The 14,245-nt window shown below is 61.3% G+C and carries 10 protein-coding genes; 6 read left to right on the plus strand and 4 right to left on the minus strand.

Going from position 1 to position 14,245, the window contains the following annotated elements; all coding sequences use genetic code 11:
* Positions 1 to 27: 27 nt before the first annotated feature.
* The 3 genes from HGI46_RS20420 to HGI46_RS20430 form a co-directional block, all read right to left on the minus strand.
* Positions 28 to 966 (minus strand): nucleotidyltransferase and HEPN domain-containing protein, encoded by a 939-nt coding sequence (locus HGI46_RS20420; RefSeq protein ID WP_168905645.1) that lies wholly within the window; start codon positions 964 to 966, stop codon positions 28 to 30.
* A gap of 1,226 nt (positions 967 to 2,192) precedes the next feature.
* Positions 2,193 to 2,546, minus strand: a complete 354-nt coding sequence (locus tag HGI46_RS20425) for a PEP-CTERM sorting domain-containing protein (RefSeq protein WP_205525336.1) — start codon at positions 2,544 to 2,546, stop codon at positions 2,193 to 2,195.
* Between the two features lie 1,031 nt (positions 2,547 to 3,577).
* Positions 3,578 to 4,720 (minus strand): GGDEF domain-containing protein, encoded by a 1,143-nt coding sequence (locus HGI46_RS20430; RefSeq protein WP_240946923.1) that lies wholly within the window; start codon positions 4,718 to 4,720, stop codon positions 3,578 to 3,580.
* Between the two features lie 379 nt (positions 4,721 to 5,099).
* Between HGI46_RS20430 and HGI46_RS20435 the strand changes: the two genes are divergently transcribed.
* Positions 5,100 to 5,579 carry a hypothetical protein gene (locus HGI46_RS20435; RefSeq protein ID WP_168905646.1) on the plus strand — a complete coding sequence of 160 codons (480 nt, stop codon included), beginning with the start codon at positions 5,100 to 5,102 and terminating at the stop codon, positions 5,577 to 5,579.
* A 311-nt stretch (positions 5,580 to 5,890) separates the two neighbouring features.
* Positions 5,891 to 8,848, plus strand: coding sequence for an EAL domain-containing protein (locus tag HGI46_RS20440; protein ID WP_206065861.1), 2,958 nt, complete (start codon positions 5,891 to 5,893; stop codon positions 8,846 to 8,848).
* A gap of 233 nt (positions 8,849 to 9,081) precedes the next feature.
* Here the strand turns inward: HGI46_RS20440 and HGI46_RS20445 are convergent, their stop codons facing one another.
* On the minus strand, positions 9,082 to 9,555 hold the full coding sequence (locus HGI46_RS20445) for a hypothetical protein (RefSeq protein ID WP_168905648.1): 474 nt from the start codon (positions 9,553 to 9,555) through the stop codon (positions 9,082 to 9,084).
* Between the two features lie 387 nt (positions 9,556 to 9,942).
* On the opposite strand from HGI46_RS20445, the gene HGI46_RS20450 reads away from it, so the two are divergent.
* From HGI46_RS20450 to HGI46_RS21970, 4 genes are all read left to right on the plus strand, one after another.
* Positions 9,943 to 11,910 (plus strand): pilus assembly protein, encoded by a 1,968-nt coding sequence (locus tag HGI46_RS20450; protein WP_168905649.1) that lies wholly within the window; start codon positions 9,943 to 9,945, stop codon positions 11,908 to 11,910.
* Between the two features lie 8 nt (positions 11,911 to 11,918).
* Complete coding sequence (locus tag HGI46_RS20455; RefSeq protein ID WP_168905650.1) at positions 11,919 to 12,542, plus strand: TadE family protein; 624 nt, start codon at positions 11,919 to 11,921, stop codon at positions 12,540 to 12,542.
* Positions 12,543 to 12,555: 13 nt separating this feature from the next.
* Positions 12,556 to 13,188: a TadE family protein gene (locus HGI46_RS20460; protein WP_240946925.1), complete on the plus strand. Its 633-nt coding sequence runs from the start codon at positions 12,556 to 12,558 to the stop codon at positions 13,186 to 13,188.
* A 405-nt stretch (positions 13,189 to 13,593) separates the two neighbouring features.
* Positions 13,594 to 13,947 carry a hypothetical protein gene (locus HGI46_RS21970; RefSeq protein ID WP_206065862.1) on the plus strand — a complete coding sequence of 118 codons (354 nt, stop codon included), beginning with the start codon at positions 13,594 to 13,596 and terminating at the stop codon, positions 13,945 to 13,947.
* Positions 13,948 to 14,245 lie beyond the last annotated feature (298 nt).

Genomic DNA, 14,245 nt, shown 5'->3' on the forward strand with positions numbered 1-14,245 from the left:
TTTTTGGGTCGTCAGTGAGCGGTCGTGTTAAGCACGCGAGGTCTGTTTGCTTTGGGCATCCGCAAGCATCCCTATACGCTCGGTACATATCGCGTGTACCGCCAGGCCTAGCTCCCCAACCCTAGTGTTGAGCCAGGTCAGTTCTTCGACCGCGATGGTGTAGTGCTTCGAGTACCTTGCCTTAACATAAGCTTCCTTGAGTTTCTCGAACATGGCCCGATGTTTGCGGTTATCGGATGGCCAGACGTACGTGAGGCGGGGATCAAGTCGCTCGGCCTGCGTCCTCAGAAATCCGAGGCTGTGGACATGTGGAGTGTAGAATGTAACCACTAAAAGGACGCAATGGTACAAGCGCTCTGCTGCCTGGTGCAGATTGAACGCTGCCTCCCGCATGCCTCCATCATCGGCCAAAAACTCCGCAGCTTTTTTAAAACGCGCAGCACTCGGATACCACTCCTCAAAGTACTCCCTTGCCATGGCGAGGGCCTGCTCCGGGGTCTTGGGCCTTGGCTTGTGCAGCTCGGTATCATCGGATTCATAGAGCGCGATGCCATCGCGTGCGACATCCATGAAGAAGTAGCGGCCATGTGCCAGTCCATCGTTCACTTCGCCCAGCGTATGCACGATGAAATTGACCGGCGTCTTGAGCGTGCCAGTGATGCCATACTCGCGCATCAGGCGCTCATCGAGACGCGACCAGAACTTGACCCGGTCGGTCAGGTCCTTGTGATTGACGATGATCAGCAGGTCGAAATCGGATTTGTAGCCCTTGGCGGTATGCGGCTCGTCGACCCAGCCGCCGCGCGCGTAAGAACCGTAGAGAATGACCTTGAGAATGCGCCCCGCCTTGCGGCGCGCAGCGTTGGCACAAGCTGTAACATCTTCGAATTCCTCGAAGATCAGCTGGACCACGCGCTGCAGTTCGCGCTGCTTGGCCGAAGGGAGATGATCGATATCGCGTCGCATCCTTGGTCTACCCTGTCGCTTCCGAGGCGCGAAGGCAAGGGCGCAAGACGGCGCCTTACCCCGCACAGGCGTGGAGGATGTGTGCCTGTCGCGGATCAGAACCTCGCGCCCACCACCGCCTCCCCTGAAACCTCATCCCCTCTTCGCTCCACCGGGTTCCCAGGCTTCGGGCGACGAGGTCTTGGCCACCCTGTTCGGCGTCAGCGCGACCCCTCGGCTGCGAATTCCATTCACCCAAGCAATGTCCTGTCCCCGGTCACCAGACCCGTGCCTTCGGCAGTCCGCCCGTGCGGGGGACAAACCTGCCCAAAGGCCGGACCGATCCATGTCATGTGCATGCCTGCAGTGATGGAATCTTGCTGATCGGCTTGGAGTCTTGCCTTCAGCATGCAGATGCGAAACGCTGACAGGCTGGGCCTTTTCGAAACCTGCGCGCCGCAAGTGTTCGAAGCCAGCCACTTGCGGCGCAGTCGCCAATTTTGCTGCGGTGCTGATTCCTGCTGCGTGGCGCGATCTGTCAGTGTGGGCGATCGATCTCCAAGTGCGCCGAGGCTGAGCGGCAGGGCTGATAATACTGGCTGCGCCCTTCAGCCCACCCGGCCTTGTGCAAAGTTTTCCCTCATCAGGCACGCTCGTTTGCATCTGGCGATCTGCTCTCTGGCAAGATCACGATAGCCTGGACCTTGGCCGGTGATCAGCGACAAACTGGATCGAGGCACCCCGGGCGCCGATTGCGTTTCGCTCAAGCCTGGCTTTCCCGCGAAGGCGGCGGACCTAGGGTGATGGCGGTGAGGACTTGCGCACTTGAAACTGCAGGACAGCGATCTGATCACACCCGCTTCCGGCCTGCAACGAGAAAAGCAACGTGAAGCAAGAGCTTGCAAGTCTATCGGTGACGCCCCCGGTCGCCCCTAGCGTGCAAGTGATTTCGATCGGCAGTGACCTCAAACATCATTCCGCGTCGATCTTGCGCGATTTGCTGTGGGGAACCCTGCCGCAACAAGAGAAGAATGCCTGGTGCAAAGGCAGCACTGTGTCAGCCTGGGGCGGGAAACATGTCCCGGGCAGCCGGGCGTAGAGGCCAGCCGGGACATGAAACGCTTGCGACATGGATAGGAGCGATGCCGCAGGGATCATCTACAGGAGCAAAGCTTAACAGCCTGCTACGCCGAACCCATCGGAAACTCCTGAAGCCGCTGCGCCTGGAAACGGCTACCTCGATGGGATTACGACCGGCTGACCCGGCGACGCGCGCGGGCATAGCCCAAGCCAACAAACCCCAGCCCCAGAATCCCCAGCATGCCGGGCTCGGGGACCTGCGTTCCTCCGCTCGAGGTCGTCGTCCCACCTGATGTCGAGGTGGTGCCACCGGACGTCGTGGTCGTCCCACCTGACGTCGTGGTTGTTCCTCCCGAGGTCGAGGTGGTGCCACCCGAAGTGGTCCCGCCACAAAGGGATGAGCCACCGTTATGGCCGCAATTGCAGTAATGCGTGTGCTTGAGCCACCAGGTTGCGTGGGCAGGCGTTGCGACGGACGCGAGCCCGGCAATGCTGGTCGAGAGAATGAGCTTTCGCAACATGATGACGTTAGCCTGTGCAGTTATTGGTTAATCCATGATTAGCAAAACTTGTGCCAGTGGCAGTTATCGGAAGGTTGCCATGGTTAATCAGACGCAAGTGCCTCGCCATCTGTAAGATTTTCCAACACTCCGGGAGGGCGCTTGCAAAGCGGCTGCGCTGCTGCGTTCAGGTCGCCGTCCGACGGTCCGGCAGAAGCCTGCGTGCGTAGATAAACCTGGCCAACAAGCTGGTGCAGGCGGACGAAGCGCCAAGGCGGTCTGCAGGCGGGCGATGAAGTCAATACCGGCAGGTCAGGTCCGGTACTCGAGAGCCTGGGCGACAATGTGCTGCATAAGGTGCGGCACTGGGCTCGGCACAACATGCGGCATATCCTCCAGGCATCAAGCCTCGTGGCCAGGGATCCGCAACCCGCGCCGATGCTTGGGCAGTGCCTGTCAATAATGGGGTGTACGACCTCGCAGGCACGAACCTGCCCTCGGGCAGGCTCCAGGAGACCCATAAAGCGTCGGGGTCGCCAGGGCGTCTTGACCATTTGCTCGCTCGCGGCGGGAGTGGAAGTGCAGGCTTGCCAGTGCCCCCGCGCTGGGCCTGCCTTCGCACGCACGGCAGATCGGCAGGTTTGCGCCGGTCCGCCTATCGCCTGACAGAGGCAAAGATGTCCTCGGGCGGCTTTGGCGATCAGGCAGTGCGGACGGATGCCGCACAGATCACGCTTGCCCTGAAAAGGGCCCTAGCTGCGTTGCTCGGCCTCCGAACAGGCCCACTATTCCTTCGTCCTCGCGCCTTGCCGGGGCCCTTTTCAGGGCAAGCCCAGTGGGACCGGGCAAGAACCGCCGCTTCGGCGTCGGCTCGGCTCGAAGAATCGACAGATTCCTTCACCTTGCCTTCTTGAACGGACGGTTTTTGACTCCGGCCGTGACCGCGCGGCATCGGTCCACGCTGCCTAGCCCGGTCTGGATCTTTCGTGGTGAGGGCAATGAAGGGGCAGATACCGGCTTGAGGGAACTGCTCCGCCGACAATACTCAGGCTTCAACCGCGATGGGACCTCGTATTGACCGGGGACGACAGGACAATCTGGTTTCGGCCACCGGATTTGGCCTCGTAAAGCGCTTCGTCGGCTGCTTTCAGGGCGTCTCGGGGGTTCTTGTGCGCAAAGACATCCGCAATCCCGCCGGAAAACGTGATCTTGCCAATGGGATTGTCATTGGCGCGGTTGACGAACTGGCGACTACCGAAATTCTCTCTGACAGCGTCGAGCTTCTCCCAGGCCTCCTGGGTGGTCTTGCCCCGGAACAGCATGACAAATTCCTCGCCGCCATGCCGTGCGACATGACAAGTGTCGTCAGAGATCCGGGCAAGAGCCTCACCGATCGCCTTGATGACCCTGTCCCCGGTGTCGTGCCCATGGGTGTCGTTGACGCGCTTGAAATGATCGATGTCGCAGAATGCGACGCACAAGTGGTCGGCCTCCTGGCGAGCTTGGCGGTAATGACGATCGAGAGCCGCCTCAAATGCGCGCCGGTTTGGCAGACCGGTAAGGTGATCAATCTCGGCGTCATGCCGGGCTTTGTCGAGTTCCCGGCGAAGCGCTTGCGCCTCGTCTTCGCTGCGCTTCATTTCTGCCGCGAAATTCTCGGTCCTCGACACCATTTCCCTTGCCAGAATTCCCAGGGCTGACAGTGCACTGTCAGCATCAAGGGACGTCGCGCGCGAGACCTGCTTCTTAATCTCGGAGTTGTAGGTCGTAACAGCGTCTCGCGCAGTCCTGGTCGTGGAGGCGAAAGTCTCGAGCGAAGCCTCAAGGCTGCCGATGATCTTCTTGACACCCTCCTGCATGCCATCGGGTGTCTTGTTCAGATCAAGCCACTCTTGCGTGATGCTTGTGCCGGAGGCTTGCTTCTCGAGAATTTTTCGCGCCAGCCCGACGTCGATGCCCGAGAACGCACTATGGGCAGCCAGCAGGTTACTGGCTGTTACTGCAAGAGCGTTGTCCAGCAGAAATGTCGATATCTCATCGAGCAACATCTTCTGGGCTACGCCGTACGCTGTGAGTGAAGGCCGTGCCGACGGCTCGTCAGCCTGGCTGTTGACATCTGGCGTGCCTCGCTCACGGTCCTGCCCGCCACCAAAGAGGCGCAGGAGGCGCAAACCGCCAACCGATTCATTTCCCATTGCAACACCCCACCCAGGTGACCCGAAGCACTGCAATCCAAAGTGGCAGGCAGGGTTCACTCTTGTCGCAGGCCGGGGCTAGGGCGAACATGCTTAAGGCACGTTTCCGGGGCACTAAGTGCATTCACGGGCATGAACGGTGGTGCGCACTGTCGATGCCAGGATGTGCAGGCGCCCGGGACCTGAGACAATTTCATGCTCGCTCGCAAGCTTGGGTGGGCAGCATCAAGTCCGAACGTCACACCGGTATGGCCGGGATCTACGCCGCGCTATTCGACCTGGCGAGACGACATGATCGATCCTCGCCGACAGGTCTGGCAGGCGAGCGAGCTCGTTGCATCAGGCATTGCCTGGTATAGGCCGCAATGCGCCACACAAGATGCCACACAAGGTGCGGCACAATGCGCGGCACGTGCCGGATCGCATGGGAGGCACCGAGGGCGCATCGATGCTCGACGGGCAAGCCGACCTCGGCACTGGCATGTGCCGACACGGTTGCGACAAGCGCAGCGCGGGCAAGCGGCAGGATGGCAGTGCGGTACGGCGGCAAGGCGTGCGAGGGTGGGCAGGGTTGCGAAAGCCGCCGGGCCGGACCGGAACGGGCGGCACGGCCAACACTTGCGAGACGCAGGAGTTTCGCGGGCTGCTCGTGCCTGCTGCGAGCGCTGTGGCAGGTGCGCTCGCTGTGCTTTCCGCAAGGTTGCTCGAGAGCCACCGCTGCAGCCTGCCAACTTGCGAGTGCCCCGGCGATGACCTGCTTGCGACCCCTTGCAGGCTCGCGCCGGCCCGCAAGTCGATTTCATGCCTGAGCATATCTGCCAGGGTCAGGCGTTTTGCGACGCCCGGCAAGTCGCGCTGATGAAGCAGAAAGTCCATATCGGACTGATTCGAGCATACGGCATAAAAGGACAAGAATAGTCCTGTGAATAGCGCTCTGCATACTGACGATAGTGGTGCAGTTCTCCTTGGAGCGACGGCAGGGGCTTTCGTTGCCAAAGTATTTTTGGGTTCGATAACAGGGATTTGGCAGAAAGTGGGCACAAGCGTTCCAAGCCTATTTGCCTGCAATTTACCATTTCCTGCCTAACCCACCATGTCTGGCCGGCGATCTCCGGCGGCGGGAAACGGGACGTGGTTGGTTTCAGGCTTTTCAGGACACAAGACGGAGCAGTGCAGAAGCTGGAGCAGGACGCCGGAGCGCGTCTTTCGCACCGGGCAGTGGCAGGCGAGGCGGGATGGCCAAGATCGCTGCAAAAGCGCGATCACGCCGAGCTGCTGCTGCGTTCCTGTGAAAAATCGGGCCAGAGCTGGTTCTGGATGACCGACGCATCTGGCGCCATCAGCTACATCTCGCCGGAGATCGTCGAAGTCCTGACCGGATCGGACAGCACTGTGGCAGGCGTGCAGATTGGCGATCTCCTCGAAAGGGTCAGCGAAGGCGACGAGACGGCCCGCACCCTCGGCTTCATCCTGGCACGCCAGACCAGCTTCAGCGGGTTGACCGTGCAGCGCGCCGGCTCGGTGTATGGCCGACGCTGGCTGCTTGCTGCCGAAGCCTTGAAGGATGCGACGGGGCGGTTTGTCGGCTACAGCGGTTCGGCCATCGATATCACTGCGCAACGCGCATCATCGGAGCAGGCCGAGCGACTAGCGCTGTTCGACAGCCTGACGGGCCTGCCCAATCGCCGCAACCTGAACCAGACGCTCGAGCGCGAGCTCCTGTCGAGTCGCCGCTCGCACAGGCCCTGTGCCGTGCTGCTGCTCGATCTCGACCGGTTCAAGCACGTCAACGATACGCTTGGCCACCCGGCCGGCGATGACCTGCTGCGCCAGGTCGGCGAAAGACTGGTCGGCCTGGTCGGCACACGCGACCTGATCTTCCGGCTTGGTGGTGACGAGTTCATGGTCATGGTGCCTGGCAGCGATGATCGCAGCGATCTTGGGCGCCTTGCCACCAATATCATTGCGGCCTTGTCGCAGCCTTATTCGGTCAATGGCAGCCGCTGCATCATCGGGGCGTCGTGCGGCATTGCGATTGCCCCTGTCGACGGCTGCGAGGCCGAGGAGCTGATCCGCAACGTCGACCTGGCGCTCTATGCCGCCAAGGCGGCGGGCAAGGGGCGGTTCACCTTCTTCTCGACCGACCTGCTCCAGTCGGCCCTCGATCGCCAGGCCCTCGAAAGCGACTTGCGCGATGCCCTGGCACGAGGCGAGCTCCAGGTCTGCTATCAGCCGATTGTCAACGCGCTCAACAACTGCGTGACCGGTGTCGAGGCGCTGGTGCGCTGGCATCACCCCGAGCGCGGTGCGGTTTCTCCGGCCTTGTTCATTCCAATTGCCGAGGAGGCCGATCTCATCCGTCCCTTGGGCGAGTGGGTATTGCGCACGGCGTGCCATGACGCGGCAAGCTGGCCCGGCGAGATCAGGGTTGCAGTCAACGTATCGGCGCACCAGTTCGCCGACGAACGTTTCCCCGAGACGGTCGTATCGGCGCTGGCCCAGGCAGGTCTTGCGCCCGAGAGGCTCGAACTGGAGATAACCGAGGGGGTCTTTCTCGGCGAAACCGCGCAGACCGCGCAGATGTTTGCAGCGCTCAAGGCAATCGGGGTCAGGCTCGCGCTCGATGATTTCGGTACGGGCTACTCCTCGCTCGGCTATCTGAAGAGCGCCCCGTTCGACAAGATCAAGATCGACCAGAGCTTCGTGCGTGAAATTGCCTTGCCCGGAACACGCAACGGCGCGATCGTTGCCGCGATCGTGGCACTGGCCGAAGCGCTTGGCATGGAGACCACGGCCGAAGGCATCGAGGCCTTCGATCAGCTCGACCTGATCCGCAACCTCAGGGTCAGCCATGTCCAGGGCTATATCTACAGCAAGCCGCTCCAATCGGGCTTGCTGCGCGACAAGCTCGCCAGCGGAACCTGGAAGCTGTCGCCAAGCGGTCCTGCCCGACAACGCAGCCGCCGCCTGTCGATGTTGCGCCGCGCCGGGGCAATCGCGGCCGGCCATTATCTGCCGGTGGTCATCCGCAATCTCTCCGAGACAGGAGCTTTGCTCGAGGGCCTCCAGGGCTGCTCCGTCGGGCATCAGCTCATTGTCGATCTCGGCGATGGTCAGTTCGAAGGCGCGATTGTCCGCCGCACGTCACGTCGCGGGGCCGGCATCGAGTTTGCACGTCCGCTGGTCGACGACGGGCAAGGGGGGCTGTGCACGCGCCATCGGACGTCGCCCGAAGCACTGGCCGCTGCAGGCGTGCCGAAACTGCCGCAAGGTCCCGTGCCCCTGCCGGCTGACGTTGCCTCATACGAAAAGGTTGCAGCCTTTCTCGGGATCGAGCTCGTGGCGCCGGGCCCGGCCAATGACCTTCCTGGAAGGCAAGGCGTCGCAGGCCGTGCCACGACCGCGCCAGCGAGCGGAAGCATACCTCCGACGATGGAGCAGCTGGCGCGCCATTACCTCACGCATCTTGGTGACAGGGCCCATACACGCGCAATTCACGAGGCTTGCCTGCGCGATCATATCCTGCCGCAGTTCGGTCGCTTCCGCCTGGATGAGATGGCCTATGCCGATACTGCCAGCTGGCTCGCGTCGCTCGAAAGCATGGATGGGCAGGGCCCCGTCATGGCCGGCCGGGTTCGCGCGCTGTTGGCCTACATGTTCAAACTTGCCAGGCGCTGGAATCTCCCGGGGTCGGCAACGCCGCTGCTTGCGCGTCACATGTGGAGCGGCAAGGCACGCAGCGCCAAGCTGACATCCGAGGATCTTGTCCGGCTGCGCGAAGCAGCAGCGGCAAGCCACAATCCGTGTCTTGGAACGATTGTGGCGCTGCTTGTCGAAACCAGGTTGCGGGTCGAGGAGCTGCTGACGGCGCGCTGGGAGCAGATTGACCTGGCCGGCCGGACCTGGACGATCTATCGCCCGGATGGAACGCTCGACCGGATGTCGTTCAGCCCTGGCGTGGCGTCGATTCTGCGCCAGATCGAGCGGACCGACGGTTGCCCTTATGTCATTGCCAATCCGCGTACAGGAAAACCGTTCCGCTCCATCACCCGCAGCTGGGAAGCGGCACGCCAGAAGGCAGGTCTGGTTCACCTCTCGCTCTACGAGCTGCAGCACCTGTGCCATTGATCCAGGTGACGACGGGCACCATTCAACCCTGCGATCCCTTGCCCCTGGAAGGCTCGGGGACGGCAGGCCAGGCGATAGCGAGCTTGGGGGGCTGGAAGCTGGTCCCGCAGCGGCGCCTGAGCGCTTGCGCGTTCGATTTGCGGCCGGCTCGTGCGCGTCCATCTCCGGCCTGGTCGGGGCATCTCCTGCCAGGTTGGGACCGCTGCGATGCGGCGGCGCCGGCCAGCGCCGGTCTATCGCAACGGTTCAACGGCCAAGAGGGCCGTTGAGCCCTTTCGGCTGGGATGGGCGGGCTGGTCGGTTCGCTCGACATTACGGTCGCCAGAAACACCCTCACCAGCTCTTCTGGTGCTGTCGGAGCCAGGAGAGACAAGGCTGACCGACTGCTGCGGCTTGCTGAGCTTGGGTATCTTGATCATGAAGCCGAGTTCGAGCGTGCGCTCGAACTGGGCGGTTGCTGGCAGAGCTGCAGTGGCACTCTCGGCCTGCACGGGTGCCGCACGAGAGAGGAGTCCAAGGAGATTGCCGGCCCGGTCACGTACGGCCGATGCATCGGCAGGTGTCGAGGCAAGGCCGATGATGACGCGATCGCCCTGGCGCAGTCGCGAAACGTTCTGGACAGCAGCCCTCAAATCGAACGGCTGGTCGCCACCCAGCACAACCGGCACGTAGTGCCAAAGATCGTGATTGCTTGTCCTGGCACCCATCGCTGCAAAATCTAATGCAGGGCAGGGTGCAAGGGAAGATTTTCCATTGGATCAGCGTTTGCGCTACTTGCCGTGCGCCTGACATGATCGAGGCAAGTGCTTCTCGATTCCTCACGTGGTCATCGCCTACCCCCAGGCAGTGGCTTGAGGAGAACCCGCTATCTATGGTTACAGGATGACGGTTTTATAACTTGAGGATAGATCATCCATATCGCTTATTATCGAATATTTTCTGTGACATCTGAATCCTATTCATAAATTCATCTAATATAAAATCTCCTAACTACGTAGTTCCCGTAATCTGGAGACAAGCATCCATTCACCACGAATGGCTAGCTCCCTTCGCATTGGATGCGGCCTTGTCCGCGCAGCGAAGCGTGTGGTGCTATGGCCCGATTTCTGTTCTGCCTTGGCGCCCTGCTGCGCGATCGCTCGGGCAATATCCTGATGATAACCGCAGCTGCCCTGGTCCCGTTGCTGATCCTTGTCGGCAGCGCCGTCGACCTCAGTCGTGCAACGATGGCCAAGACACGGCTGCAAAGCGCCTGCGATGCAGCGTCGCTGGCGGCCCGGCGTGTCATGCAGAACGACACCTTCTCGACGTCGGTGAGCGAGACCGGTCAACAGTTTTTCCGCTTCAATTTCCCGCAAGGCTCGTTCAGCACGGCGCCGTTCACGCCCGAGATTTCACGGCCCGAGGCTGGCGTCATCCGGGTGGAGGCAGCCACACAGCTTCCCACCGTGATCATGAACATCTTCGGCTTCGAGGCCATCCCGCTCAGTGTCACTTGCGATGCATCGCTCAACTTCGTCAACACCGACGTCGTCCTGGTCCTCGACGTGACCGGATCGATGGCCGACCCGATTGACGGTTCGACCAAGATTGCGGCCCTGCGCAGCGCGGTGATGGCCCTCTATGACGAACTCGCCCCGACCCAGCAGATGCTCGAAAGTCAGGGCTTGCGGCTGCGATATGGACTGGTGCCCTATTCGAGCACGGTCAATGTCGGCCGGTTGCTCTACGCGGCAAATCCGGACTCGCTGCGAACGCAGACCACCTATCCATCGCGCGTGGCCAACTACAACACGCCAGGTTACATCGCCAACGCCCCGACCAGTGCGGGTTCGTGGGAATACTACAATGGCAGCAGCGGTGCAGGCGCGGACAGTCCGACAACGAGGACACGCTCGACCAGCCAGTGCCAGACATGGGTGCAATCGGCGCGCGTGAATGGCGGTGGGCCGGCACCGGTTGCGACCACGGTGACCTCCTACGGTGGTACGTCGACCAACACGGCCTACGACGCGACCCAGGACTGGGGCTGGAGCGGCGCGCCGGTGACGACGGGCACCAATCGCAGCTGCCGGCGCTGGCGCACCGTTGCGACCACGACTTACGACACGGCTTACGGCTTTACCAACTGGACCTATCGGCAAGTTGCCTACGACACGTCGCAATATATCCGGCCCGACGGATCGATTGTGATTGCCAACTCGGCAGGCGGGACTGTGCCGAGCGCGGGCAGCAGTTTCAACCTGCAGCAGCTTGCCTCCGAGGTGAGCGGCCTGACGACCTCGCAGGTGTCGTGGAACGGCTGCATCGAGGAGCGCGACACGACCACTGCGATCGATGGCGGCACGAGCCTGACGATCCCGGCGGAGGCTCAGGATCTCGATGTCAACCTCGTGCCAAACAGCGATGCCACCCGCTGGAGGCCCGCCCTGCCTGACGTCGTCTATACCCGCAGTGCCGGAAGCGCATCGCAGACGATCACTGGCAATGCCAGCACGTCGGGGTGGATCCTGAACTACGCTGCAAACCTTGGATACTACGCCTGCCCGGCAGAGGCCCGCCGACTGCAGTCGTGGGACCGGGACGCCCTGCAGAACTATGTCAACGGCCTGCAGCCGATCGGCGGCACCTACCATGACATCGGCATGATCTGGGGAGCGCGCTTCATCTCGACTGCGGGCGTCTTTGGCGACGGGTGCGATGAATACAATGCTATGCCGTGCAACCGCCATATCATCTTCATGACCGACGGATTGCAGACTGCCTACTGCAATGTCCTGACGGCCTATGGGGTTGAGCAGAACGACATGCGCGTGACCGGAAGCGGGACCTGTCCAAGCCAGCTTGCCCGCCATGAGCAGCGGTTCCGGATGATCTGCAATGCCGCCAAGAACCTCAACGTCTCGGTCTGGGTGATCGGGTTCGACACCGCGCTCAACGCCAACCTGACCGGCTGTGCCAGCAACAGCAACCAGGCCTCGACATCGACCGACGGTGCAGCGCTCATTGCAAGGTTTCGCCAGATCGGCAACCAGATCGGCGCCCTGAGACTGGTCAAGTAGGCCCGGCCATGGCGACACGCATCTCCCCTTGCAGATTGCTCCCAGACTTGCGCCGCTGTTCAAGGGGCGCAACTGCGGTCGAATTTGCCCTGGTCATAACGCCGATGGTGATGCTGCTCCTTGGCAGCTTCGACCTTGCCTATCAGGCCTATCTGCGTTCGGTCGTGCAAGGTGCGCTCAACGATATCTCGCGCACCGCCTCGCTCGAGGCGCCCGAATTCAATTGCGAATCCGGCACGCTGACGCAGAAGGTGCAATGCGCGATCAAGCGCCGCTCCGACATCGTTGCGCGCGATGCGACCTATGAAGTCGAGATCCGCAACTATTACGACTTTTCAGGTGTGGGCCGCAGTGAAAAGCTCGTCACCGATTACAATCGCAATGGCGCCTACGATGCCGGCGACTGCTTTGTCGATCTCAACGAGAATGGCCGGTTCGATGTCGATGCCGGGCGTCTTGGCGTGGGCGGGGCCGATGACGTGGCCTTTTACCGGGTTACGGTACGCATGCCCCGTCTTTTTCCGGTCCACCAGTTCCTGCCGGTTTCGCCAGAGTACAGCATCGCTGGCGAGACGGCCCTGCGCAACCAGCCCTACACCCGCCAGCGGGTTCCCCCGACAATCTGCCGATAGGAGGCGATGCGAAATGGCGTACCAGGCAATCCTCCGCAAGGTCGTGCAGTGCACCTGCGGGGTGGCAATGGTCGAATTTGCACTGGGCGTGCCGATCTTGCTGTTCATGCTGCTCGGCGGCCTCGAACTGACCAATCTCATGCTCACGCACATGCGTATCAGCCAGATCGCCCTGACGGTGGCAGACAATGCGGGCCGCGTGCGTACCGGCATCGATGAATCCAACATCTACGAGGTCTTTGCCGGAGCAAACCTGGTCGGGCAGGATCTCGAATTCGAGAATCGCGGGCGCGTCGTCCTGTCCTCGCTTGAGCCCAACGGTCGATCCGGCACGAGGGCCGGGCAGCGCATCACATGGCAACGCTGCTTTGGCGGGCTTGCTGTAGCTCCCCGCTATGGGCTCCAGGGTGCCGGGGCCACGGATGCATCGCTCGCGGCCGGGATGGGACCTGCCGGCAACCGCATCACTGCAGCCAATGCAACTGCCGTGATGTTTGTCGAAGTCAGCTACGATTACCGGCCGGTCATCCTCGAAAGCCTACAAGGCGTCATCGGTACGATCCGCTACGAAAGTGCCTTCAACGTGCGCGAGCGGACCAACCAGGCAATTACCAATACGCAAGGGCTATCGGTACGATCGTGCTGACCTGGCGCACACCGTAAACCCGCAGTTTCGGATTTTTCCATGCAAAAGCAGTTCTCGACAGGCTTTGCCGCCCTGGTGCTTCTGGCGGTTGCCATTGTCTTCGACGGCAATGGAGGGCCGTTTGCAGGTGATCGCGCTGGCGGTCTCGGTGGTGGGGTTGCATCGGAGCGGAGTGATCCGTCAGGCGAAGAGGCGGCGCCTGGGCAGCCAGGGGCTTCCACCGAGGTATCAGATGGTCAGCCATTGGATCCGTGGGGCGCTTTTGAGATTGGCTCTGGCGACCCTGTTGCAGGGTTTGACGATTACGCTGCCGAGCCGGGGCCACTGACAGTCACAAGACCTGGCATCGTGGTTCCCGCTCCCCGCAAGGGAACGATACCGGACGCTGCACCTGTGCTGTGATCCATGGCCTGGCAACGGGGAGGCTTTGCCCGCCGGGACGGCGAGGCACGCTGGACACCTGCAGGAATCGGGTTGTTCGGAGCGGGTCGTGGGAGTGGGGGACTGCTCTTCATTCTTCCTGGCGATGATCGGAGGGCCATTGATTTGCCTGGTGGCAGCATTTCAGGCAGCTCGCCTGGGCTCCAGGTCGATGTCAGGCTGGATCATATCATGTTGTTGCAGCGATCGGGCAAGATCAGTGCATTGAATACGCAGGTCAGCTTGCCATGGGTCGCCTTTCTTGTGCAATGGTCGTGCGGTATCGCCTTGCTCGATGACGTCATGCAACAAGGACCGGCGATGACATGGTCACAATGACAATATTCCTGTGATAAAAAGGAATGACCAATGGCGCACTGTGCTTAGGCAGTATCGGATTTATTTTAAATAGATTAATAAGATTATGAAGTAATATTCAAATTTCCGCGAAGGTAAATTTTTCTCTCACTTCAATATCAAATCGTGTTTTTCATACTTTAGGCGGATATGGGAAATCGTTACTGTGCATTAACGGAAAAATCACTTGCACTGAATACTATACGCCCTGTCAGCTCAGCGCTCGTTCCTGTGACCTACGTGGTCGTCCGTACGCGGCGCTTGCGCGACGCATTCACGA

Source organism: Novosphingobium sp. ERW19 (genome assembly GCF_012641315.1).
Lineage (GTDB): Bacteria > Pseudomonadota > Alphaproteobacteria > Sphingomonadales > Sphingomonadaceae > Novosphingobium.

Coding starts and splice junctions, on each gene's coding strand:
- HGI46_RS20420 (WP_168905645.1), bottom strand. CDS start 966: ATGCGACGCGATATCGATCATCTCCCTTCGGCCAAGCAGCGCGAACTG.
- HGI46_RS20425 (WP_205525336.1), bottom strand. CDS start 2,546: ATGTTGCGAAAGCTCATTCTCTCGACCAGCATTGCCGGGCTCGCGTCC.
- HGI46_RS20430 (WP_240946923.1), bottom strand. CDS start 4,720: ATGGGAAATGAATCGGTTGGCGGTTTGCGCCTCCTGCGCCTCTTTGGT.
- HGI46_RS20435 (WP_168905646.1), top strand. CDS start 5,100: ATGCCACACAAGGTGCGGCACAATGCGCGGCACGTGCCGGATCGCATG.
- HGI46_RS20445 (WP_168905648.1), bottom strand. CDS start 9,555: ATGGGTGCCAGGACAAGCAATCACGATCTTTGGCACTACGTGCCGGTT.
- HGI46_RS20450 (WP_168905649.1), top strand. CDS start 9,943: ATGGCCCGATTTCTGTTCTGCCTTGGCGCCCTGCTGCGCGATCGCTCG.
- HGI46_RS20455 (WP_168905650.1), top strand. CDS start 11,919: ATGGCGACACGCATCTCCCCTTGCAGATTGCTCCCAGACTTGCGCCGC.
- HGI46_RS20460 (WP_240946925.1), top strand. CDS start 12,556: ATGGCGTACCAGGCAATCCTCCGCAAGGTCGTGCAGTGCACCTGCGGG.
- HGI46_RS21970 (WP_206065862.1), top strand. CDS start 13,594: ATGGCCTGGCAACGGGGAGGCTTTGCCCGCCGGGACGGCGAGGCACGC.